The organism is Enterobacter cloacae complex sp. 402C9, from assembly GCF_050030745.1.
Taxonomy (GTDB): domain Bacteria; phylum Pseudomonadota; class Gammaproteobacteria; order Enterobacterales; family Enterobacteriaceae; genus Enterobacter; species Enterobacter intestinihominis.
In genome coordinates this window covers 4,367,432-4,390,705 of sequence record NZ_JBLGUW010000001.1, presented here as the reverse complement: position 1 = coordinate 4,390,705, position 23,274 = coordinate 4,367,432, and the positions used below count along the sequence as shown (strand labels likewise).

The 23,274-nt window shown below is 57.3% G+C and carries 23 protein-coding genes; 20 read left to right on the top strand and 3 right to left on the bottom strand.

Annotation, left to right across the window (positions count from 1 at the left end):
* Positions 1-2 precede the first annotated feature (2 nt).
* The 5 genes from ftsE to livJ all read left to right on the top strand — a co-directional run bounded on the left by ftsE (position 3) and on the right by livJ (position 5,524).
* Positions 3-668 carry a cell division ATP-binding protein FtsE gene (ftsE, locus tag ACQG1K_RS20960; RefSeq protein ID WP_006812284.1) on the top strand — a complete coding sequence of 222 codons (666 nt, stop codon included), beginning with the start codon at positions 3-5 and terminating at the stop codon, positions 666-668.
* Positions 661-1,716: a permease-like cell division protein FtsX gene (gene ftsX / locus ACQG1K_RS20955; RefSeq protein ID WP_022649667.1), complete on the top strand. Its 1,056-nt coding sequence runs from the start codon at positions 661-663 to the stop codon at positions 1,714-1,716. The genes ftsE and ftsX overlap by 8 nt, the downstream gene beginning before the upstream one ends.
* A gap of 250 nt (positions 1,717-1,966) precedes the next feature.
* Positions 1,967-2,824, top strand: coding sequence for an RNA polymerase sigma factor RpoH (rpoH, locus tag ACQG1K_RS20950; RefSeq protein ID WP_000159624.1), 858 nt, complete (start codon positions 1,967-1,969; stop codon positions 2,822-2,824).
* Between the two features lie 136 nt (positions 2,825-2,960).
* A complete protein-coding gene (locus ACQG1K_RS20945; protein WP_032626831.1) occupies positions 2,961-4,226 on the top strand; it encodes a 4-aminobutyrate--2-oxoglutarate transaminase in 1,266 nt (421 codons plus the stop codon).
* Between the two features lie 197 nt (positions 4,227-4,423).
* Positions 4,424-5,524, top strand: a complete 1,101-nt coding sequence (gene livJ, locus ACQG1K_RS20940; protein WP_015571474.1) for a branched chain amino acid ABC transporter substrate-binding protein LivJ — start codon at positions 4,424-4,426, stop codon at positions 5,522-5,524.
* Positions 5,525-5,724: 200 nt separating this feature from the next.
* Here the strand turns inward: livJ and panM are convergent, their stop codons facing one another.
* Positions 5,725-6,108: an aspartate 1-decarboxylase autocleavage activator PanM gene (gene panM / locus ACQG1K_RS20935; RefSeq protein WP_022649664.1), complete on the bottom strand. Its 384-nt coding sequence runs from the start codon at positions 6,106-6,108 to the stop codon at positions 5,725-5,727.
* A gap of 424 nt (positions 6,109-6,532) precedes the next feature.
* Here panM and livK point away from each other — a divergent pair, with 424 nt between their 5' ends.
* The 10 genes from livK (at position 6,533) to ugpQ (ending at position 16,599) form a co-directional block, all read left to right on the top strand.
* The gene (livK, locus tag ACQG1K_RS20930) at positions 6,533-7,642 is read left to right on the top strand and encodes a high-affinity branched-chain amino acid ABC transporter substrate-binding protein LivK (protein WP_023307130.1); all 1,110 of its coding nucleotides are present in this window, start codon (positions 6,533-6,535) and stop codon (positions 7,640-7,642) included.
* 46 nt (positions 7,643-7,688) lie between these two features.
* The gene (gene livH, locus ACQG1K_RS20925; protein ID WP_022649662.1) at positions 7,689-8,615 is read left to right on the top strand and encodes a high-affinity branched-chain amino acid ABC transporter permease LivH; all 927 of its coding nucleotides are present in this window, start codon (positions 7,689-7,691) and stop codon (positions 8,613-8,615) included.
* A complete protein-coding gene (locus tag ACQG1K_RS20920; protein ID WP_006812275.1) occupies positions 8,612-9,889 on the top strand; it encodes a high-affinity branched-chain amino acid ABC transporter permease LivM in 1,278 nt (425 codons plus the stop codon). The genes livH and ACQG1K_RS20920 overlap by 4 nt, the downstream gene beginning before the upstream one ends.
* Positions 9,886-10,653 carry a high-affinity branched-chain amino acid ABC transporter ATP-binding protein LivG gene (gene livG / locus ACQG1K_RS20915; RefSeq protein ID WP_022649661.1) on the top strand — a complete coding sequence of 256 codons (768 nt, stop codon included), beginning with the start codon at positions 9,886-9,888 and terminating at the stop codon, positions 10,651-10,653. The genes ACQG1K_RS20920 and livG overlap by 4 nt, the downstream gene beginning before the upstream one ends.
* Position 10,654: 1 nt before the next feature.
* Positions 10,655-11,368: a high-affinity branched-chain amino acid ABC transporter ATP-binding protein LivF gene (gene livF / locus ACQG1K_RS20910; RefSeq protein ID WP_367075836.1), complete on the top strand. Its 714-nt coding sequence runs from the start codon at positions 10,655-10,657 to the stop codon at positions 11,366-11,368.
* 246 nt (positions 11,369-11,614) lie between these two features.
* Entirely contained in the window at positions 11,615-12,931 is a 1,317-nt protein-coding gene (ugpB, locus tag ACQG1K_RS20905) for a sn-glycerol-3-phosphate ABC transporter substrate-binding protein UgpB (protein ID WP_367075838.1), read from the top strand.
* Positions 12,932-13,060: 129 nt separating this feature from the next.
* Positions 13,061-13,948: a sn-glycerol-3-phosphate ABC transporter permease UgpA gene (gene ugpA / locus ACQG1K_RS20900; protein ID WP_003861551.1), complete on the top strand. Its 888-nt coding sequence runs from the start codon at positions 13,061-13,063 to the stop codon at positions 13,946-13,948.
* Positions 13,945-14,790 carry a sn-glycerol-3-phosphate ABC transporter permease UgpE gene (ugpE, locus tag ACQG1K_RS20895; RefSeq protein ID WP_023298800.1) on the top strand — a complete coding sequence of 282 codons (846 nt, stop codon included), beginning with the start codon at positions 13,945-13,947 and terminating at the stop codon, positions 14,788-14,790. Before ugpA ends, ugpE begins: the two co-directional genes overlap by 4 nt.
* 1 nt (position 14,791) lies before the next feature.
* Positions 14,792-15,862: a sn-glycerol-3-phosphate import ATP-binding protein UgpC gene (locus ACQG1K_RS20890; protein WP_022649656.1), complete on the top strand. Its 1,071-nt coding sequence runs from the start codon at positions 14,792-14,794 to the stop codon at positions 15,860-15,862.
* Positions 15,859-16,599 (top strand): glycerophosphodiester phosphodiesterase, encoded by a 741-nt coding sequence (ugpQ, locus tag ACQG1K_RS20885; protein WP_038416862.1) that lies wholly within the window; start codon positions 15,859-15,861, stop codon positions 16,597-16,599. Before ACQG1K_RS20890 ends, ugpQ begins: the two co-directional genes overlap by 4 nt.
* Here the strand turns inward: ugpQ and ACQG1K_RS20880 are convergent.
* Entirely contained in the window at positions 16,589-16,960 is a 372-nt protein-coding gene (locus ACQG1K_RS20880) for a DUF2756 family protein (protein WP_023298798.1), read from the bottom strand. The genes ugpQ and ACQG1K_RS20880 overlap by 11 nt on opposite strands.
* Positions 16,961-17,082: 122 nt before the next feature.
* On the opposite strand from ACQG1K_RS20880, the gene ggt reads away from it, so the two are divergent.
* Positions 17,083-18,828, top strand: a complete 1,746-nt coding sequence (ggt, locus tag ACQG1K_RS20875; RefSeq protein WP_367075840.1) for a gamma-glutamyltransferase — start codon at positions 17,083-17,085, stop codon at positions 18,826-18,828.
* 100 nt (positions 18,829-18,928) lie between these two features.
* On the opposite strand, the gene yhhY is transcribed toward ggt, so the two are convergent.
* Entirely contained in the window at positions 18,929-19,417 is a 489-nt protein-coding gene (gene yhhY, locus ACQG1K_RS20870; protein ID WP_023298796.1) for an N-acetyltransferase, read from the bottom strand.
* Positions 19,418-19,674: 257 nt separating this feature from the next.
* Between yhhY and ACQG1K_RS20865 the strand changes: the two genes are divergently transcribed.
* The 4 genes from ACQG1K_RS20865 to gntK all read left to right on the top strand — a co-directional run bounded on the left by ACQG1K_RS20865 (position 19,675) and on the right by gntK (position 23,272).
* Entirely contained in the window at positions 19,675-20,712 is a 1,038-nt protein-coding gene (locus ACQG1K_RS20865; protein WP_367075842.1) for an oxidoreductase, read from the top strand.
* Between the two features lie 123 nt (positions 20,713-20,835).
* Positions 20,836-21,531: a pirin family protein gene (locus ACQG1K_RS20860; RefSeq protein WP_003861565.1), complete on the top strand. Its 696-nt coding sequence runs from the start codon at positions 20,836-20,838 to the stop codon at positions 21,529-21,531.
* A 91-nt stretch (positions 21,532-21,622) separates the two neighbouring features.
* Complete coding sequence (gene gntR, locus ACQG1K_RS20855) at positions 21,623-22,618, top strand: gluconate operon transcriptional repressor GntR (RefSeq protein ID WP_003861567.1); 996 nt, start codon at positions 21,623-21,625, stop codon at positions 22,616-22,618.
* 126 nt (positions 22,619-22,744) lie between these two features.
* Positions 22,745-23,272: a gluconokinase gene (gene gntK / locus ACQG1K_RS20850; RefSeq protein WP_003861569.1), complete on the top strand. Its 528-nt coding sequence runs from the start codon at positions 22,745-22,747 to the stop codon at positions 23,270-23,272.
* Positions 23,273-23,274 lie beyond the last annotated feature (2 nt).

The window sequence follows — 23,274 nt, the reverse complement described above, 5'->3', positions numbered from 1 at the left end:
CAATGATTCGCTTTGAACACGTCAGCAAGGCCTATCTCGGCGGGAGACAAGCGCTGCAGGGGGTAACATTCCACCTCCAGCCAGGCGAGATGGCATTCCTGACCGGCCATTCCGGCGCGGGGAAAAGTACCCTGCTCAAGCTGATCTGTGGGATCGAGCGGCCAAGTGCCGGGAAAATCTGGTTCAGCGGCCATGAAATTAGCCGTCTTAAGAACCGTGAAGTGCCGTTCCTGCGTCGTCAGATTGGCATGATTTTCCAGGATCACCACCTGCTGATGGATCGCACGGTTTTCGATAACGTCGCGATCCCGCTGATTATTGCCGGCGCCAGTTACGATGATATCCGCCGACGCGTTTCGGCGGCGCTGGATAAGGTCGGGCTGCTGGACAAAGCGAAGAACTTCCCGATCCAGCTCTCCGGCGGTGAGCAGCAGCGCGTGGGCATCGCCCGTGCGGTGGTGAACAAGCCTGCCGTCTTGCTGGCGGATGAACCGACCGGTAACCTGGACGATGCCCTCTCTGAAGGGATCCTGCGTCTGTTTGAGGAATTTAACCGCGTGGGGGTCACGGTACTGATGGCGACGCACGACATGGGGCTGATCTCACGCCGTTCGTACCGCATGCTGACCCTGAGCGACGGGCATTTGCACGGAGGCCACGGTGAATAAGCGTGATGCAATGAACCAGATTCGGCAGTTCAGCAACCGGTTTGACCGTTTCCGCAAGCCTCAGGGCGGCGGGGACGGCAATCGCCATGCGCCTAAGCGTGCCAAAGCGACACCGAAACCGAACTCCCGTAAAACCAACGTCTTCAACGAACAGGTGCGCTACGCCTTCCAGGGCGCGTTGCAGGATCTAAAAAGCAAACCGCTGGCGACGTTCCTGACGGTGATGGTGATTGCCATCTCCCTGACGCTGCCGAGCGTCTGCTACATGGTTTACAAAAACGTGAACCAGGCGGCGTCCCAGTACTATCCGTCGCCGCAGATTACCGTTTATCTGGATAAAGCCCTCGACGATAACGCGGCGGCTCAGGTAGTGGGGCAGATTCAGGCCGAGCAGGGCGTGGAGAAAGTGAACTATCTTTCCCGCGATGAAGCGCTGGGCGAATTCCGCAACTGGTCCGGGTTCGGCGGCGCGCTGGATATGCTGGAAGAGAACCCGCTGCCCGCCGTGGCGGTGGTGATCCCGAAGCTCGATTTCCAGGGCACCGATTCGCTCAACACCCTGCGCGACCGCATTACCCGCATCAATGGGATTGATGAAGTGCGCATGGACGACAGCTGGTTTGCCCGTCTTGCCGCCCTGACCGGGCTGGTGGGGCGCGTATCGGCGATGATCGGCGTGCTGATGGTGGCGGCGGTGTTCCTCGTCATCGGTAACAGCGTGCGCCTGAGCATCTTCGCCCGTCGCGATACCATCAACGTGCAGAAACTGATTGGCGCAACGGATGGTTTCATCCTCCGCCCGTTCCTCTATGGCGGCGCGTTATTAGGTTTTTCTGGTGCATTTCTTTCATTGATTTTGTCAGAAATTTTGGTGATGCGGCTGTCGTCTGCCGTCACCGAGGTGGCGCAGGTTTTCGGAACGAAGTTTGATATCAGTGGCTTAGGGTTCGATGAGTGCCTGCTGTTGCTGCTGGTCTGCTCCATGATCGGCTGGGTGGCGGCATGGCTGGCAACGGTTCAACATTTACGCCACTTTACTCCCGACTAATAAAAGCGTGATATAATCTTTCCCTGCACCGAGATGTTCGCTTGCAGGGAAAGCGTCCCTGTTGTCTCTTCCCCTGTAATCATCTTCATGTCACATTTTGTGCGTAATTTATTCACTGTTGCACCTGGAACTTGTGGATAAAATCACTGTCTGATAAAAGAGTGAATGCTAATCTCGTTGCTCAAACGCTTTGGCATGGTTGTTGCCTGACGGGGACAACCTGGACCAGAAGAAACATTGAGAGGAATGAATGACCAAAGAAATGCAAACTTTAGCTTTAGCCCCTGTTGGTAACCTGGAATCTTACATCCGGGCTGCGAACACCTGGCCGATGTTAACGGCTGAGGAAGAAAAGGAGCTTGCTGAAAAGCTGCATTACCAGGGCGATCTGGAAGCAGCTAAAACGCTGATCCTGTCTCACCTGCGCTTTGTTGTTCACGTTGCTCGTAATTATGCGGGCTACGGCCTGCCGCAGGCGGACCTGATTCAGGAAGGTAACATTGGCCTGATGAAGGCGGTACGTCGCTTCAACCCGGAAGTGGGTGTGCGACTCGTCTCCTTCGCCGTGCACTGGATCAAAGCGGAAATTCACGAATACGTCCTGCGTAACTGGCGTATTGTGAAAGTCGCTACGACGAAAGCGCAGCGCAAACTGTTCTTCAACCTGCGTAAAACCAAGCAGCGTCTGGGCTGGTTCAATCAGGATGAAGTGGAAATGGTGGCGCGCGAGCTGGGTGTTTCCAGCAAAGACGTCCGCGAGATGGAATCCCGAATGGCCGCGCAGGACATGACGTTTGATATGTCTGCCGACGACGATGCCTCCGACAGCCAGCCGATGGCCCCGGTCCTGTATCTGCAGGATAAAACCTCTAACTTTGCTGACGGCATTGAAGAGGATAACTGGGAAGACCAGGCGGCAAACAAGCTGACCTTCGCGATGGAAGGCCTCGACGAGCGTAGCCAGGATATCATCCGTGCCCGCTGGCTGGACGAAGATAACAAGTCCACGTTGCAGGAACTGGCCGACCGCTACGGCGTCTCCGCTGAACGTGTGCGTCAGCTTGAGAAGAACGCCATGAAAAAACTTCGCGCCGCTATCGAAGCGTAATTTCCTCGAAGTACACCGAGAACCCCTGGATGAGAGTCTGGGGGTTTTGTTTTTTTAGCGCCCGCTCTGGCGAATTTCTTCCCCCTGGCAAACACTTACTGATGCGCTAAGCAGGCGACATTCAGAGGGTGACAGGGTGAAAAATAACGAACTGAACGACCGGCGTTTACAGGCGACGCCGCGCGGTATCGGCGTCATGTGTAACTTCTATGCCGATAAAGCCGAAAACGCCACGGTGTGGGACGTAGAAGGTAACGAGTATATTGATTTTGCCGCCGGGATCGCCGTGCTGAATACCGGGCATCGCCATCCTAAAGTTATCGCCGCCATCGAAAAACAGCTTCATGCCTTTACCCATACCGCTTACCAGATCGTCCCCTATGAAGGTTATGTGGCGCTTGCCGAGCGCATCAACCAGCGCGTACCCATAGAGGGGCCAGCCAAAACCGCCTTTTTCTCAACGGGTGCAGAAGCGGTCGAAAATGCGGTGAAAATTGCCCGGGCGTACACCAGACGTCCCGGCCTTATCACCTTCGGCGGCGCGTTCCACGGCCGTACCTTTATGACCATGGCGCTGACCGGCAAAGTGGCGCCCTATAAGCTCGGCTTCGGCCCGTTCCCCGGCTCGGTGTACCACGCGCAATTCCCCAACAACCTGCACGGCGTCAGTACCGCCGAAGCGTTAAAAAGCCTGGAGCGCATCTTCAAAGCCGATATCGCGCCCGATCAGGTGGCGGCAATCATTATTGAACCGGTTCAGGGCGAGGGCGGATTCAACGTCGCGCCCGCTGATTTTATGCAGGCGCTGCGTGCCCTGTGCGATACCCACGGGATTTTACTGATCGCCGACGAAGTGCAAACCGGCTTCGCCCGTACCGGCAAGCTATTCTCCATGGAAAACCACTGCGTGAAGCCCGATCTGATCACCATGGCGAAAAGCCTGGCGGGCGGAATGCCGCTCTCTGCCGTCTCTGGCCGGGCAGAGGTGATGGACGCGCCCGCTCCGGGCGGACTGGGCGGCACCTACGCGGGTAACCCGCTGGCGATTGCGGCGGCCCATGCGGTGCTGGACGTGATTGACGAGGAAGATCTCTGCACGCGCGCGTCTCATCTCGGCCATCATCTTGTCGAGGTGCTGAATAAAGCGAAGGATGGCTGTCCCTGGATCGCCGATATCCGTGGACAGGGCTCGATGGTGGCGGTGGAATTTACCGATCCGCAAACCGGACAGCCGTCGCCGGAATTTACCCGTCAGGTTCAGGAGCGCGCGTTGAACGAAGGGCTGCTGCTTTTGAGTTGCGGCGTCTACGGCAACGTTATCCGCTTCCTCTACCCGCTCACCATCCCCGAAGCGCAGTTCCGTAAAGCGCTGGATATTATTTCCGCCTCGCTGACACGATAAAGCCAAAAGCCCGGCTGAAATGACAGTCGGGCTTATCATATTTTCATTTCAAATTAGCTATTCCAAAATCATAAAAATGGGGTATGTTTTAGCAGAGTATGCTGAAAAAGCGCGAACAGCACGCCTATAATTGAAATAAAGCGCTACACAACAACATCACAACAATCGTTATAACCATAATAATGGGGAATCTCAGGATGAACATGAAGGGTAAAGCGTTACTGGCAGGATGTATCGCGTTGGCATTCAGCACTATGGCGCAGGCCGATATTAAAGTGGCCGTGGTGGGCGCGATGTCCGGTCCGGTAGCACAGTACGGCGACCAGGAATTTACGGGCGCGGAACAGGCGGTTGCAGACATTAATGCTAAGGGCGGCATCAAGGGCGAAAAGCTGCAAATCGTAAAATATGACGATGCCTGTGACCCGAAACAGGCGGTCGCGGTGGCGAACAAAGTGGTAAATGACGGGATCAAATACGTTATCGGTCACCTGTGCTCCTCTTCCACCCAGCCCGCGTCTGACATCTACGAAGACGAAGGCATTCTGATGATCACGCCGGCTGCGACGGCACCAGAGCTGACCGCGCGCGGCTATAAGCTGATCCTGCGTACCACCGGTCTGGACTCGGATCAGGGGCCAACCGCCGCGAAATACATCGTGGAAAAAGTGAAGCCGCAGCGCATCGCGATTGTTCATGACAAACAGCAGTACGGCGAAGGCCTGGCCCGTGCGGTGCAGGATAACCTGAAAAAAGCGAATGCCAACGTGGTGTTCTTTGACGGTATCACCGCCGGTGAGAAAGACTTCTCGACTCTGGTAGCGCGTCTGAAGAAAGAGAATATCGACTTCGTTTATTACGGCGGCTACCACCCGGAAATGGGGCAGATCCTGCGTCAGGCGCGTGCGGCGGGTCTGAAGACACAGTTCATGGGGCCAGAAGGCGTGGCGAACGTTTCCCTGTCTAACATCGCGGGTGAGTCTGCTGAAGGGCTGCTGGTGACCAAACCGAAAAACTACGACCAGGTGCCTGCGAACAAACCTGTTGTAGATGCCATCAAGGCGAAGAAACAGGATCCAAGCGGTGCGTTCGTCTGGACCACTTACGCAGCGTTGCAGTCTCTGCAAGCGGGCCTGAACCAGTCAGCCGATCCGGCGGAGATTGCCACCTGGCTGAAAGCGAACTCGGTGGAAACCGTGATGGGGCCGCTGTCCTGGGATGAGAAGGGTGACCTGAAGGGCTTCGAGTTCGGCGTGTTTGACTGGCATGCCAACGGCACGGCGACAGACGCAAAATAAAAGCAAAAAGGCAACGTAAGTTGCCTTTTTTAATGTTTTCTCCCTCTCCCCGTGGGAGAGGGCCGGGGTGAGGGCATCAGGCCGCAGAGCCCCGCTTTTGCCCGGTGGCGCTTCGCTTACCGGGCCTACAATCAGCCTGGGAAAATGCGGCAGATAATGAATGTAGGCCGGGTAAGGCGCAGCCGCCACCCGGCTTTCTTTTAGCGCTTCTCCCACCCGTTCGCCTGCGCCGTAAACCCTAACGCCTGCATAAACGCCGCCATTACGCCGCGATCCTCCACGCCCACGTCGGCCATCCACCAGGAGGTCACGCTCGGGTTTTCGCGGATCACCTCTTCAATCAAATACTGCCCGACCCCGCGACGACGGGTCACGTCGCGCACGCGCAGGGAGTCCAGCGCCCCTTCCGTGCCGCTCAGCGTTACGCGGACGGCGGCCAGCAGGCGCTCGTTAAAGCGCGCGGCATAGATGCGGTGGTTCTCATCGACGGCCAGCGATGAAGAAGAATATTCCGGCCAGATCTTGCCCAGGTCGATATGATCCTGGTCGCTAAAGGTCACCAGACGCACGATAGTCAGTTTCATTAGCTGCTTGTCCAAATCAAAAAGAGTACGGCCAGTGTACTCAATTTAATTGCTCAGGCACTTTCTCTTTTCCTTCCCATTTACCAGGTGATTAGTTTTTTGGCAACGCGATGGGCAGTTTGAAAACACATGGATCGAAAAATAAGCAGAATTTTAACCTGAATGGTAGTGATTTATTCGGCGCTTTGTACCGTTATTTTATGCTGCAAACTGCGCTTTTATTTGTTTATCTCCGTCTGATTTCAGAATATTATCTTTGCTTAATCGCCTGAAAAATAGAGATATTAGTCTGGTTTTTGTTAAAAACCTGCGCTAAACCATTAAAGGCACTGGTAAAAATAGCGTTGTTCATTAAAAGTACAGAATGCTTTTTAACCATAATAAAACAAAATATATACATCACTTCACGAATGGGGATTCTGAGATGAAAAGGAACGCGAAGACGTTAATCGCGGGGATGGTCGCACTGTCGATCTCGCATGCCGCTATGGCAGACGACATTAAAGTTGCGGTAGTGGGTGCGATGTCCGGCCCCGTTGCCCAGTGGGGCGATATGGAGTTCAACGGCGCGCGTCAGGCCATCAAAGATATCAATGCTAAAGGCGGCATCAAAGGCGACAAGCTGGTGGGCGTGGAGTATGACGACGCCTGCGATCCAAAACAGGCCGTCGCGGTCGCTAACAAAATCGTTAACGACGGTATCCAGTACGTCATCGGGCACCTGTGTTCCTCCTCCACGCAGCCTGCGTCTGATATCTACGAAGACGAAGGCATCCTGATGATCACCCCGGGCGCCACCAACCCGGAACTGACCCAGCGCGGTTACCAGCACATTATGCGTACCGCCGGTCTGGACTCCTCGCAGGGGCCAACCGCCGCCAAATACATCCTCGAAACCGTTAAGCCACAGCGCATTGCCATCATTCATGACAAACAGCAGTACGGTGAAGGCCTGGCGCGCTCCGTACAGGACGGCCTGAAAAAAGGCGGGGCGAATATCGTCTTCTTCGACGGCATTACCGCCGGTGAGAAAGACTTCTCCGCGCTGATCGCCCGCCTGCAAAAAGAGAATATCGACTTCGTTTACTACGGCGGCTACTACCCGGAAATGGGGCAGATGTTGCGCCAGGCGCGCGCCACCGGTCTGAAAACCCAGTTTATGGGGCCTGAGGGCGTCGGTAATGCCTCCCTGTCGAACATCGCGGGCGATTCTGCCGAAGGCATGCTGGTGACGATGCCAAAACGCTATGACCAGGATCCGGCGAATAAAGCTATCGTGGATGCGCTCAAGGCACAGAAGAAAGATCCGAGTGGCCCATACGTCTGGATCACCTACGCGGCCGTGCAGTCGCTGGCCACGGCCATGGATCGCACCGGCAGCAAAGAGCCGCTGGATCTGGTGAAAGATTTAAAAGCACACGGGGCGAACACCGTGATTGGGCCGCTGAACTGGGATGAGAAAGGCGATCTGAAGGGATTTGAATTTGGTGTCTTTAAGTGGCACGCCGACGGTTCGTCCTCGGTCGCCAGATAATAATCCCACCGCCCGGTTTACCGGGCGGGTATAAAAAGGTTTTCTTATGTCCGAGCAGTTTCTCTACTTTTTGCAGCAGATGTTTAACGGCGTCACGCTGGGAAGCACCTACGCGCTGATCGCCATCGGCTACACGATGGTTTACGGCATTATCGGCATGATCAACTTCGCCCACGGCGAGGTGTACATGATCGGTAGCTACGTCTCCTTTATGATCATCGCCGCGTTGATGATGATGGGCATCGACAGCAGCTGGTTGCTGGTGGCCGCCGGGTTTGTCGGCGCGATTGTGATTGCCAGCGCCTACGGCTGGAGCATCGAACGGGTGGCCTACCGGCCGGTGCGCAGCTCCAAGCGCCTTATTGCGCTGATCTCCGCCATCGGTATGTCCATCTTCCTGCAAAACTACGTCAGCCTGACAGAAGGTTCGCGTGACGTGGCGCTGCCAAGCCTGTTTAACGGCCAGTGGATTGTGGGGGCCAGCGAAAACTTCTCTGCCTCTGTCACCACCATGCAGCTGGTTATCTGGATTGTGACCTTCCTGGCGATGCTGGCCCTGACCGTTTTCATCCGCTACTCCCGCATGGGACGCGCCTGCCGCGCCTGCGCGGAAGACCTGAAGATGGCGAGCTTGCTCGGGATCAACACCGACCGCGTGATTGCCCTGACCTTCGTGATCGGTGCAGCGATGGCGGCGGTGGCGGGCGTGTTGCTCGGCCAGTTCTACGGCGTAATCAACCCGTACATCGGCTTTATGGCCGGGATGAAAGCCTTCACCGCCGCGGTACTGGGCGGTATCGGCAGCATTCCGGGCGCGATGATTGGCGGCCTGATTTTGGGCGTGGCCGAAGCGCTCTCCTCGGCGTACCTGAGCACCGAATATAAAGATGTGGTCTCGTTTGCCCTGCTGATTCTGGTTCTGCTGGTGATGCCTACCGGTATTCTGGGCCGTCCGGAGGTAGAGAAAGTATGAAACCGATGCATTTTGCGATGGCGCTGCTTTCTGCCGCCATGTTCTTCGTCCTGGCGGGCGTCTTTATGGGCGTCCAGTTAGGGCTGGACGGCACGAAGCTGGTGGTGGATACCGCCCCCGATATCCGCTGGCAGTGGGTGTTTATCGGTACTGGCGTGGTGTTCCTGTTCCAGCTGCTGCGTCCGCTGTTCCAGAAGACGCTGAAGAACGTCTCCGGGCCGAAATTCGTCCTGCCGGCGATCGACGGTACAACCGTGAAGCAGAAGCTGTTCCTTGTGGCGCTGCTGGTGGCTGCCGTGGCGTGGCCGTTTATGGTATCGCGCGGGACGGTGGATATTGCCACCCTGACCATGATCTACGTGATTCTGGGGCTAGGTCTGAACGTGGTGGTGGGGCTGTCTGGCCTGCTGGTGCTGGGCTACGGCGGGTTCTACGCCATCGGTGCCTACACCTTCGCGCTGCTGAACCATTATTACGGCCTCGGCTTCTGGACCTGTTTGCCGCTGGCGGGGCTGGTCTCTGCCGCCGCGGGCTTCCTGCTCGGCTTCCCGGTGCTGCGCCTGCGCGGTGACTACCTGGCTATTGTGACCTTAGGCTTCGGCGAAATCGTCCGTATCCTGCTGCTCAACAATACCGAAGTGACCGGCGGTCCGAACGGCATCAGCCAGATCCCGAAACCGACCTTCTTCGGCCTGGAGTTCAGCCGTACCGCCCGCGAAGGCGGCTGGGATACCTTCAGCAACTTCTTTGGCATCAAATACGACCCGTCCGACCGCGTGATCTGGCTCTACCTGGTGGCGCTGCTGCTGGTGGTGATTACCCTGTTTGTGATCAACCGTCTGCTGCGCATGCCGCTGGGCCGCGCATGGGAAGCGCTGCGTGAGGATGAGATCGCGTGCCGTTCCCTGGGCCTGAATCCGACCCGTATCAAGCTGACCGCGTTTACCATCAGCGCCGCGTTTGCCGGTTTCGCCGGAACGCTGTTTGCCGCGCGTCAGGGCTTCGTCAGCCCGGAATCGTTCACCTTTGCCGAATCGGCCTTCGTGCTGGCGATTGTGGTGCTCGGCGGGATGGGTTCCCAGTTCGCCGTGATCCTCGCGGCCATCCTGCTGGTGGTCTCGCGCGAGCTGATGCGCGACTTTAACGAATACAGCATGCTGATGCTGGGTGGCTTGATGGTGCTGATGATGATCTGGCGTCCGCAGGGCTTGCTGCCGATGACGCGTCCACAGCTGAAGCTTAAGAGCGCGGAAGCGAAAGGAGAGCAGGCATGAGTCAGCCATTATTATCCGTTAACGGTCTGATGATGCGTTTTGGTGGCCTGCTGGCGGTCAACAACGTGAATCTGGATCTGCATAAGAAAGAGATTGTCTCCCTGATTGGCCCGAACGGCGCAGGGAAAACCACAGTATTCAACTGCCTGACCGGTTTTTACAAGCCGACAGGTGGCACCATCATGCTGCGCGACCAGCACCTCGAAGGGCTACCGGGCCAGCAGATTGCCCGCATGGGCGTGGTGCGTACCTTCCAGCACGTGCGTCTGTTCCGGGAGATGACGGTGATTGAGAACCTGCTGGTGGCGCAACATCAGCAGCTCAAAACCGGCCTCTTTTCCGGCCTGCTGAAAACCCCGGCCTTCCGCCGCGCGCAGGAGGAGGCGCTCGATCGCGCCGCCACCTGGCTCGACCGTATCGGCCTGCTCCAGCACGCCAACCGTCAGGCGAGCAACCTCGCCTACGGTGACCAGCGTCGCCTTGAGATCGTGCGCTGCATGGTGACCCAGCCGGAGATCCTGATGCTCGACGAACCGGCGGCGGGCCTTAACCCGAAAGAGACCAAAGAGCTGGACGAGCTGATTGCCGAGCTTCGCGATCATCACGACACCACCATCCTGCTGATTGAGCATGACATGAAGCTAGTGATGGGCATTTCGGACCGTATCTACGTGGTTAACCAGGGCACGCCGCTGGCGAACGGCACGCCGGAAGAGATCCGCAGCAACCCGGACGTGATCCGCGCATACCTTGGTGAGGCATAAGATGGAAAAAGCGATGTTAACGTTCGACAAGGTCAATGCGCACTACGGCAAGATCCAGGCGCTGCACGACGTCAGCCTGCATATCAATCAGGGCGAGATCGTCACCCTGATTGGCGCCAACGGCGCGGGGAAAACCACGCTGCTCGGCACCCTGTGCGGCGATCCGCGCGCCACCTGCGGGCGGATTGTGTTTGACGGCAAAGATATTACCGACTGGCAGACGGCTAAAATTATGCGTGAAGCGGTAGCGATCGTCCCGGAAGGGCGTCGCGTGTTCTCGCGCATGACGGTCGAAGAGAACCTGGCGATGGGCGGTTTCTTCGCCCACCGGGATGAATACCAGACCCGCATCAAATGGGTATACGAACTCTTCCCGCGCCTGTGGGAGCGGCGAATTCAGCGCGCGGGCACCATGTCCGGCGGGGAGCAACAGATGCTGGCGATTGGCCGCGCGCTGATGAGCCAGCCGCGTCTGCTGCTGCTGGATGAACCGTCGCTCGGTCTGGCGCCTATCATCATTCAGCAGATTTTCGACACCATCGAGCAGCTGCGCAAAGAGGGGATGACCATCTTCCTCGTCGAGCAGAACGCCAACCAGGCGCTGAAGCTCGCTGACCGTGGCTACGTGCTGGAGAACGGCCGCGTGGTGCTCTCCGATACCGGCGATGCGCTGCTGGCGAACGAAGCGGTGCGGAGCGCGTATTTGGGCGGCTAAGCCGTCTGTATCGCCCGGTGGCGCTGCGCTTACCGGGCCTACGGATACCATGTAGGCCGGGTAAGGCGAAGCCGCCACCCGGCTTTTTTTCATATTAACCCCTTCACACAACCATCATCCCTCTGACGCCTGGCTGTCACCTATCTGTAAACAAACAGTTATTTTTCTGTCATTCGAGCATGTCATGTTACCTCGCGAGCACAAAACGCGTGATATCGCGCATCCGGCATAATAAGAGAGATGACAATGACATCGTTACGACACACCGCTTTGGGTCTGGCAATCGGTCTGGCTTTTGCGGCGAACGCAATGGCTGTGACCACCATTCCGTTCTGGCATTCTATGGAAGGGGAGTTGGGTAAAGAGGTTGACTCCCTGGCGCAACGTTTCAACGACACCCACCCGGATTACAAAATTGTGCCGGTGTACAAAGGCAACTACGAGCAGAGCCTGAGCGCGGGCATCGCCGCCTTCCGTACCGGCAATGCGCCAGCCCTGTTACAGGTTTATGAAGTCGGCACCGCGACCATGATGGCCTCCAAAGCCATCAAGCCGGTCTATGAAGTGTTCAAAGACGCGGGCATCAACTTTGACGAATCCCAGTTTGTGCCGACCGTCTCCGGTTACTACACCGATTCCAAAACCGGCCACCTGCTGTCCCAACCGTTTAACAGCTCCACGCCGGTGCTGTACTACAACAAAGATGCCTTCAAAAAAGCCGGTTTAGATCCGGAACAGCCGCCAAAAACCTGGCAGGATCTGGCGGAGTACACCGCGAAGCTGAAAGCGGCGGGGATGAAGTGCGGCTACGCCAGCGGCTGGCAGGGCTGGATCCAGATTGAAAACTTCAGCGCCTGGCACGGCCTGCCGGTTGCCACCAAAAACAACGGCTTCGATGGCACCGCCGCGGTTCTGGAATTTAACAAGCCGGAGCAGGTGAAGCACATCGCGCTGCTGGCCGATCTGAACAAGAAGGGTGACTTCAGCTATTTCGGGCGCAAAGACGAATCCACCGAGAAGTTCTACAACGGTGACTGCGCCATTACTACCGCGTCTTCCGGTTCGCTGGCGGACATCCGTCACTACGCCAAATTCAACTACGGCGTGGGCATGATGCCGTACGACGCTGATGTAAAAGGCGCGCCGCAGAACGCCATCATCGGCGGGGCGAGCCTGTGGGTGATGCAGGGTAAAGACAACGGCACCTACAAAGGCGTGGCCGAGTTCCTCGACTTCCTGGCGAAGCCGGAAAACGCCGCCGAGTGGCACCAGAAGACCGGCTACCTGCCGATCACCAAAGCCGCGTACGACCTGACCCGGGAGCAGGGCTTCTACAGCAAGAACCCGGGCGCGGACATCGCGACGCGTCAGATGCTGAACAAGCCGCCGTTGCCGTTCACCAAAGGCCTGCGTCTGGGCAACATGCCGCAGATCCGCACCATCGTTGATGAAGAGCTGGAAAGCGTCTGGACCGGGAAGAAAACGCCACAGCAGGCGCTGGATTCAGCGGTAGAGCGCGGCAACCAACTGTTACGCCGCTTTGAGCAGTCGACGAAATCGTAATTAAAACCTTACCCCTCACCCTAACCCTCTCCCCATAGGGGAGAGGGGACTGCACGGAGCCGTCTTTTCTCCCTCGCCCCTATGGGGAGAGGGCCGGGGTGAGGGGCGAAAACCTACTTGAGCTAACCTATGTCATCATCCCGTCCGGTGTTCCGTTCCCGCTGGCTGCCGTACCTGCTGGTCGCGCCGCAGCTGGTCATCACCGTTATCTTCTTTATCTGGCCTGCGGGCGAAGCGCTGTGGTACTCGGTACAAAGCGTCGATCCGTTCGGGCTTTCCAGCCAGTTTGTCGGGCTGGACAACTTTACCGCGCTGTTCCATGACAGCTACTACCTGGACTCCTTCTGGACGACGATCAAATTCAGCGCGCTGGTCACCGTGAGCGGTCTCGTCGCGTCGCTGTTCTTCGCCGCGCTGGTGGATTACGTAGTGCGCGGCAGCCGTCTGTATCAGACCCTGATGCTGCTGCCTTACGCTGTGGCTCCCGCCGTGGCCGCCGTGCTGTGGATCTTCCTGTTTAACCCGGGGCGCGGGCTGATTACCCACTTCCTGGGCGAGTTTGGCTATGACTGGAACCACGCCCAGAACAGCGGTCAGGCCATGTTCCTGGTGGTGTTCGCCTCGGTGTGGAAGCAGATCAGCTATAACTTCCTGTTTTTCTTCGCCGCGCTACAGTCTATCCCGCGTTCGCTGGTGGAGGCCGCCGCGATTGACGGCGCAGGGCCAGTGCGCCGCTTCTTCCGGCTGTCGCTGCCGCTGATCGCCCCGGTGAGTTTCTTCCTGCTGGTGGTAAACCTGGTGTACGCCTTCTTCGACACCTTCCCGGTGATCGACGCCGCCACTGCGGGCGGTCCGGTACAGGCGACGACCACGCTGATTTATAAAATTTACCGCGAAGGCTTTGCCGGGCTTGATCTCTCTGCCTCTGCCGCCCAGTCCGTGGTGCTGATGTTCCTCGTCATCATCCTCACGGTGGTGCAGTTCCGCTATGTCGAAAGTAAGGTGCGCTACCAATGATTGAGAACCGTCGCGGGCTGACGATTTTCAGCCATACCCTGCTGATCCTGGGCATCCTCGTCATCCTGTTTCCACTGTACGTGGCCTTCGTCGCCGCCACGCTGGACACCAAAGCGGTGTTCGACACGCCGATGACGCTCGTCCCCGGCGGGCATCTTTTCGAGAACATGAAAACTATCTGGACCCAGGGCGTGGGGGCCAACAGCGCGCCGTTCTGGCTGATGATGCTCAACAGTTTCATCATGGCGTTCGGCATCACCGTCGGCAAAATCACGGTGTCGATGCTCTCGGCGTTTGCCATCGTCTGGTTCCGCTTTCCGCTGCGTAACCTGTTTTTCTGGATGATTTTCATCACTCTGATGCTGCCTGTGGAGGTGCGTATCTTCCCGACGGTGGAGGTGATCGCCAACCTGAAGATGCTCGACAGCTACGCGGGCTTAACCCTGCCGCTGATGGCTTCGGCGACCGCCACCTTCCTGTTCCGCCAGTTCTTTATGACCCTGCCGGATGAGCTGATTGAAGCCGCGCGTATTGACGGCGCCTCGCCGATGCGCTTCTTCCGCGACATCGTGCTGCCGCTGTCGAAAACCAACCTTGCGGCGCTGTTTGTGATCACCTTTATCTACGGCTGGAACCAGTACCTGTGGCCGCTGCTGATCGTTCAGGACGTCAACCTCGGCACCGCCGTGGCAGGCATCAAAGGCATGATCGCCACCGGCGAAGGCACCACCCTCTGGAACCAGGTAATGGCGGCGATGCTGCTCACCCTTATCCCCCCGGTCGTTATCGTTTTAGCCATGCAGCGTGCGTTTGTGCGTGGTTTAGTGGACAGTGAGAAATAAGATGGCAGGTTTAAAATTACAGGCAGTAACCAAAAGCTGGGACGGCAAAACCCAGGTCATTCAGCCGCTGACGCTCGACGTGGCGGACGGGGAATTTATCGTCATGGTCGGTCCGTCCGGCTGTGGGAAATCCACGCTGCTGCGCATGGTGGCGGGGCTGGAACGCGTGACGTCCGGGGATATCTGGATTGACCGCCAGCGCGTTACCGAGATGGAACCCAAAGATCGCGGCATCGCGATGGTGTTCCAGAACTACGCCCTCTATCCGCACATGAGCGTGGAAGAGAACATGGCCTGGGGGCTGAAAATTCGCGGCATGGGCAAAGGCCATATCGAGGAGCGCGTGAAAGAAGCCGCGCGCATTCTGGAGCTTGACGGCCTGCTCAAGCGTCGCCCGCGTGAGCTTTCGGGCGGCCAGCGTCAGCGCGTGGCGATGGGGCGCGCCATCGTGCGCGATCCGGCGGTCTTTCTGTTCGACGAACCGCTGTCAAACCTCGACGCCAAGCTGCGCGTGCAGATGCGCCTTGAGCTACAGCAGCTGCATCGCCGCCTGAAAACCACGTCCCTCTACGTGACCCACGATCAGGTAGAGGCCATGACTCTCGCCCAGCGCGTGATGGTGATGAACAAAGGCATCGCCGAGCAGATTGGCACCCCGGTGGAAGTCTACGAAAAACCGGCCAGCCGTTTTGTGGCGAGTTTTATCGGCAGCCCGGCGATGAACCTGCTGGACGGGCGGATCAATGCTGCAGGAACCCATTTTGAGCTGGAAAGCGGGATGGCGTTGCCGATCAACTGGTACTATCGTGGCTACGCCGGGCGTAAGATGACGCTCGGTATCCGCCCGGAGCATATTGGTTTGACGTCTCAGGCGGACGGCGGCGTGCCGCTGGTGATGGACACGCTGGAGATGCTGGGCGCAGACAACCTGGCGCACGGACGCTGGGGCGAACAAAAGCTGGTGGTGCGCCTGCCGCATCAGGAGCGCCCGAAGGCAGGCAGCACGCTGTGGCTGCATATGCCGGAAAATCACCTGCACTTATTTGACGGTGAAACAGGACAACGAGTATGAGCAACTGGCCTTACCCCCACATTGTCGCCCACCGTGGCGGCGGTAAACTGGCGCCGGAAAACACCCTGGCGGCAATTGACGCTGGCGCGCGCTACGGCCACACGATGATCGAGTTCGACGCCAAGCTGTCGAAGGACGGCGAAATTTTCCTGCTGCATGACGACAACCTTGAACGCACCAGCAACGGCTGGGGCGTGGCGGGCGAACTGCCGTGGCGCGATCTGCTGAAGGTGGACGCCGGAAGCTGGTTCAGCGGCGAATTCAAAGGCGAGCCATTGCCGCTACTGGCGGAAGTGGCGGACCGCTGCCGACAGCACGGCATGATGGCCAACATCGAAATCAAACCGACCACCGGCACCGGGCCGCTGACGGGCAAAGTCATCGCGCTGGCCGCGCGTGAGCTGTGGGAAGGGATGACGGTACCGCTGCTGTCGTCATTTGACATCGACGCGCTGGAAGCGGCACAGGCGGCCGTACCAGAGCTGCCGCGCGGGCTGCTGCTGGATGAGTGGCGAGAAGACTGGCGCGCGCTGACTGCCCGCTTAGGTTGCGTGTCGATCCACCTCAACCATAAGCTGCTGGATGAAGCGCGCGTGACGCTATTGAAAGAGGCTGGTCTGCATATCCTGGTCTACACCGTCAACAAACCCCAGCGTGCAGCCGAGCTGCTGCGCTGGGGCGTGGACAGCATCTGTACCGATGCGATTGACCAGATCGGGCCGAACTTTATTTATTAAGCATACTGCCGTTCTGCTGGGTCGGCAGCATATGCTGCTGACCGCTGCTTTGCGACACCCCGCCCCCTAACATCCCACCGTTTGAGTTTGACAGCGGCTGCTCGCGCATCTGGCCCTGCTGCACGCGCTGGGTATTAGCGTTCATCTGGTTTTGCAGGTGCTGCTGCTGCACCTGGGTCTGCGTCTTTAACTGCTGATTAAGCATCCCTTTCTGCTGCTGTTGCTGGCTCATCATCTCCGTCTGCATACGCTGCTGGCTCGGAATGACATAGCCCTGCTGGTTCGGGTTGTTCAGCGTGTTTATCGGCTGTGCGAGCGCGGCGAACGGAAGCAGCGCGATCAGGATCGGTAATCGTTTCATGGTTATCTCCTCCTTTGAGGCTTCTCTTAAGTTTATCCTGATTCCGGCATAACGATGATTTTTTAAGAGTTGTGAACCAGGCTTAAGCGGGGAATATAGGCCCCTTCACCTGGAGAACAATAATGATGAAACAAACCTTTTTGCGCTGGGTCGCCATCGCTGCGCTTATGGCAGGCGGCACATTTACCGTGGCGGCCAACCCGCCCGCCGCTCCTCCGGTCTCTTACGGCGTGGAGGAGGATGTTTTTCATCCCGTGTGGGCGACGCACGGCATGGTGGCCTCGGTTGACGCGCTGGCAACTCAGGTGGGCGTCGATATTCTTAAACAGGGCGGTAACGCGGTGGATGCGGCGGTCGCGGTCGGGTACGCACTGGCGGTAACGCATCCACAGGCGGGGAACCTGGGCGGCGGCGGGTTTATGATGCTGCGCACGAAAGACGGTAAAACTACGGCCATCGACTTTCGTGAGATGGCACCGAATCAGGCCTCCCGCGATATGTTCCTCGACGATCAGGGCAATCCGGACAGTAAAAAATCCCTGACCTCGCACCTTGCCTCCGGCACGCCGGGCACCGTTGCGGGGTTCTCGCTGGCGCTGGAAAAATACGGCACGCTGCCGCTGAATAAAGTGGTACAGCCTGCCATCAGGCTGGCGCGCGACGGCTTCGTCGTCAACGACGCGCTGGCGGACGACCTCAAAACCTACGGCAGCGAAGTTATTCCCAATCATGAAAACAGCAAGGCTATCTTCTGGAAAGACGGCGAGCCGCTGAAAAAGGGCGATAAGCTGGTGCAGAAGAACCTCGCAAAAAGTCTCGAACTGATTGCCGAAAACGGTCCGGACGCCTTCTATAAGGGGCCGATTGCCGATCAGATTGCCGATGAGATGCAGAAGAACGGCGGGCTGATCACCAAAGCGGATCTGGCGGAATATAAGGCGGTGGAGCGCGAGCCGATTAGCGGCACCTATCGCGGCTACGAGGTCTTCTCCATGCCGCCGCCGTCCTCCGGGGGCATTCACATTGTGCAGATCCTCAATATTCTGGAAAACTTCGATATGCACAAGTTCGGCTTCGGTAGTGCCGATGCCATGCAGGTGATGGCGGAGGCGGAAAAGCGCGCCTACGCGGACCGCTCGGAATACCTTGGCGATCCGGATTTCGTGAAGGTGCCGTGGCAGGCGCTGACCAACAAAGCCTATGCCAAATCGATTGCCGATGAGATCGACATCAACAAGGCTAAACCGTCCAGCGAGATCCGCCCGGGCAAGCTGGCGCCGTATGAAAGTAACCAGACCACCCACTTCTCGGTCGTGGACAAAGACGGAAACGCGGTGGCGGTGACATACACGCTCAACACCACCTTCGGCACCGGGATTGTGGCGGGCAACAGCGGTATTTTGCTGAACAACGAGATGGATGACTTCTCGGCCAAGCCGGGCGTGCCGAACGTCTACGGGCTGGTCGGCGGCGATGCAAATGCGGTCGGGCCGAAGAAGCGCCCGCTGTCGTCCATGTCGCCCACCATCGTGGTGAAAGACGGCAAAACCTGGCTGGTGACCGGCAGCCCGGGCGGGAGCCGGATTATCACCACCGTGCTGCAAATGGTAGTGAACAGCATCGACTTTGGGATGAACGTCGCCGAAGCGACCAATGCGCCGCGTTTCCATCACCAGTGGCTGCCGGACGAGTTGCGCGTGGAGAAGGGCTTTAGCCCGGATACCCTCAAGCTGCTTGAGCAGCGCGGGCAGAAGGTGGCGGTGAAGGAGGCGATGGGCAGCACCCAGAGCATTATGGTCGGGCCGGACGGGGCACTGTTTGGCGCGTCGGATCCGCGGTCGGTGGATGATTTAACGGCGGGGTATTGAGGGCTCCCCTCACCCTAACCCTCTCCCCATAGGGGAGAGGGGATTGCACGGTGCGGTCTTTTCTCCCTCGCCCCTTCGGGGAGAGGGTCGGGGTGAGGGGTTACTTCATCCGCGCCATATAATACGCGTCCACGTACTCGCCGTTGCGCAGGGCGTAGCGCCTGCCGGTGCCTTCAATCTCAAACCCGTGCTTTTTGTACACCGCGATTGCCGGTGCGTTATCGACAAACACCGTTAACTCGATGCGGTCGACGCGCAGCCAGTTGTCGCACATATCAATCATGGTGCGTATCAGCGCGCTGGCGACGCCCCGGTTTTGCCACTGCGCACCCACACAAATTCCAAAATCGGCAACGTGGCTGCGGCGCGGACGCTGGGCTACGGCAATGCACAGATGCCCGGCGACGGTATCATCAATACAGGCGACAAGCTGCTTGATACCGGGCTGATCGGTTAGCCGGTCATGCCACATCTGCTCTGAGGGATGAGGAACCTGTAGCGTGTTGTGGTACACCTCCGGCTGGGCGTGGATCTGACGAATGGCGTCGTAATCTTTCGGTTCAGCGTGGCGTATCACTATCTCACTCATTCCTTGTTCCTCAGTCAGTTAAAAGTCCCTTCCAACATCAGTGACTTTAAAAGTTGAGTCAATCGCTATTTTTTGCAAAAAGTGTTGGACAAGTGCGAATGAGAATGATTATTATTGCTCTGCATTCAGGAAGACCTCCTACGGGAACCTGAAAGCACGACATTGCTCACATTGCTTCCAGTATTACTTTAGCCAGCTTCTCGCTGGCTTTTTTTTTGTTATGGTTAGACTCAGTAACCTTCCAAAAGGACTGAGCCATGACACTACATTGTGCATTTATTGGATTTGGCAAAAGCACCACGCGTTACCACCTTCCGTATGTTCTTAACCGAAAAGAGACCTGGCACGTGGCCCATATCTATCGCCGCCGCGCGAAGCCAGAAGAGCAGTCTCCGCAGTATTCCCATATTCATTTCACCAGCGATCTTGATGAAGTGTTAAATGATCCGCAGGTGAAGCTGGTGGTGGTCTGTACCCACGCCGACAGCCACTTTGACTACGCGAAACGCGCGCTGGAAGCGGGTAAAAACGTGCTGGTGGAAAAACCGTTCACCCCGACCATCGTCGAAGCGAAGGAACTCTTTGCGCTGGCGAAAAGCAAAGGGCTGACCGTCACGCCGTACCAGAACCGTCGCTTTGACAGCTGCTTCCTGACGGCAAAAAAGGCAATCGAAAGCGGCAAGCTCGGCGAGATCGTTGAAATCGAAAGCCACTTCGATTACTACCGCCCTGTGGCAGAAACCAAACCCGGCCTGCCGCAGGACGGTTCGTTCTACGGTCTGGGCGTACACACCATGGACCAGATCATCTCCCTGTTTGGCCGCCCGGACCACGTGGCGTACGACATCCGCAGCCTGCGCAATAAGGCCAATCCGGACGATACCTTCGAAGCACAACTGTTCTACGGCGACCTGAAAGCCATCGTCAAAACCAGTCATCTGGTGAAAATCGACTACCCGAAATTTATCGTTCACGGCAAGAAAGGCTCATTTATCAAGTACGGCATCGACCAGCAGGAGACCAGCCTGAAGGCCAACATCATGCCGGGCGAACCGGGCTTTGCGGCAGATGATTCCGTGGGCGTGCTGGAGTACGTGAACGACGAGGGCCTGACGGTCAGGGAAGAGCTGAAGCCGGAAACGGGCGATTATGGACGCGTCTACGATGCGCTGTATGAAACCCTCTCCAGCGGCACGCCGAATTACGTCAATGAATCTGACGTTCTGACGAACCTGGAAATCCTTGAACGGGCCTTCGAACAGGCTTCCCCTGCCACGGTAACCCTCGCCAGATAAGCAAAAATGGCTCCTTTGCGCTTGTTCTAAATTTTTGAACAGAGGAGTCAATTTTCACCCTCTATGATCCCTGAGCGTTTGCGTCCACACTTACTCCATCGAAACGAACTGAGGGTGAAAACAATGATCTACTTACGCAAAGCAAACGAACGTGGTCACGCGAATCATGGCTGGCTGGACTCATGGCATTCATTCTCGTTTGCCGACTACTACGACCCGAACTTCATGGGCTTCTCCGCGCTGCGCGTCATTAACGACGACGTGATTGATGCAGGCCAGGGCTTCGGTACCCACCCGCACAAGGACATGGAAATCCTGACCTATGTGCTGGAAGGGGCGGTTGAGCACCAGGACAGCATGGGCAATAAAGAGCAGGTTCCGGCGGGCGAGTTCCAGATTATGAGCGCGGGGACCGGGGTGCGTCACTCTGAGTACAACCCGAGCAAAACGGAAAAACTGCACCTGTATCAAATCTGGATCATTCCAGAAGAGACCGGCATCACGCCACGCTACGAACAGCGCCGCTTCGATGCGAAACAGGGTAAACAGCTGGTGCTCTCCCCGGATGCGCGTGAAGGTTCCCTGAAAGTGCATCAGGATATGGAGCTGTACCGCTGGGCGCTGGCGAAAGATGAACAGTCTGTGCACCAGATCGCCGCCAACCGCCGCGTCTGGATCCAGGTGGTGAAAGGCGAGGTGTCCATCAACGGCACCAAAGCCACCACCGCCGATGGCCTGGCAGTCTGGGATGAGCAGGCGCTCTCCGTGCATGCCGACAGCGAAAGTGAAATTCTGCTGTTTGATCTGCCGCCGGTCTAAATAATTTCTCAACCTTCCCTTTAAACGGGGAAGGTTGAGCTTTGTCCGTGATAAACTGAGCAAATCTCTCACTTCAAGATTTCTCAGGACGATGAAAAAGAAACGCCCCGTACTTCAGGATGTCGCCGATCGCGTCGGTGTGACCAAAATGACGGTCAGCCGTTTTTTACGTAACCCGGAGCAGGTTTCCGTGGCGTTGCGTGGCAAGATTGCCGCCGCCCTTGATGAACTGGGTTATATCCCCAACCGCGCGCCCGATATTCTCTCTAATGCGACCAGCCGTGCGGTGGGCGTCCTGCTTCCTTCCTTAACCAACCAGGTTTTCGCTGAAGTGCTGCGTGGCATCGAAAGCGTGACCGATGCCTTTGGTTATCAGACCATGCTCGCCCACTATGGGTACAAGCCGGAACTGGAAGAGGAACGTCTTGAATCGATGCTTTCCTGGAACATCGACGGCCTGATTTTAACGGAACGTACTCACACCCCGCGCACGCTGAAAATGATTGAAGTGGCAGGCATTCCGGTGGTGGAGCTGATGGACAGCCAGTCGCCGTGCCTCGACATCGCCGTGGGGTTCGATAACTTTGAAGCGGCGCGTCAGATGACGGCGGCGATCATCGCCCGCGGTCATCGCCATGTGGCCTATCTGGGTGCGCGTCTGGATGAACGTACTATCATCAAACAGAAGGGATACGAGCAGGCGATGCTCGACGCCGGTTTAACCCCGTACAGCGTGATGGTGGAGCAATCTTCCTCTTATACGTCGGGTATTGAGCTGATGCGTCAGGCGCGACGCGAGTATCCGCAACTGGACGGTATTTTCTGTACCAACGATGACCTTGCGGTCGGCGCCGCGTTTGAGTGTCAGCGTCTGGGTTTAAAAATCCCGGATGATATGGCGATTGCCGGCTTCCACGGCCACGACATTGGCCAGGTGATGGAGCCGCGTCTGGCAAGCGTCCTGACCCCGCGTGAACGCATGGGCCGCATTGGTGCAGAACGCCTGCTGGCGCGCATTCGTGGTGAGGCAGTTACCCCTAAAATGTTAGATTTAGGTTTCACCTTGTCACCGGGTGGATCTATTTAATCCGACAAATTTGAAGTAGCTCACACTTATTCACTTCACGCACGTTTGGATATTGCTTCTCTTATGCCCCGGCAGGACAATGTTACCGATAACTGTTACCCGTAACAATTGACTGAGGGACACCCTTTGAGCACGACTAATCACGATCACCACGTTTACGTCCTGATGGGCGTGTCCGGTAGCGGTAAATCTGCCGTGGCGAGCGAAGTGGCGCATCAACTCCAGGCTGCGTTTCTTGATGGTGACTTCCTCCATCCGCGCAGCAACATCATGAAAATGGCTTCCGGCGAGCCGCTGAATGACGACGACCGCAAACCCTGGTTGCAGGCGCTGAATGATGCCGCGTTCGCGATGCAGCGCACCAATAAAGTCTCCCTGATAGTCTGTTCCGCGCTGAAAAAAACCTATCGCGACCTGCTGCGCGATGGCAACCCGAACCTCTCTTTCATCTACCTGAAAGGCGATTTCGGGGTAATTGAAAGCCGCCTGAAGGCGCGTAAAGGCCACTTCTTCAAAACCCAGATGCTGGTAACGCAGTTCGAAGCGTTGCAGGAGCCGGGGGCTGACGAGCAGGATGTCTTAGTGGTTGATATCGATCAGCCGCTGGAAGGTGTTGTTGCCAGCACCATCGAGGTTATTAATAAAAGGCAGTAAGT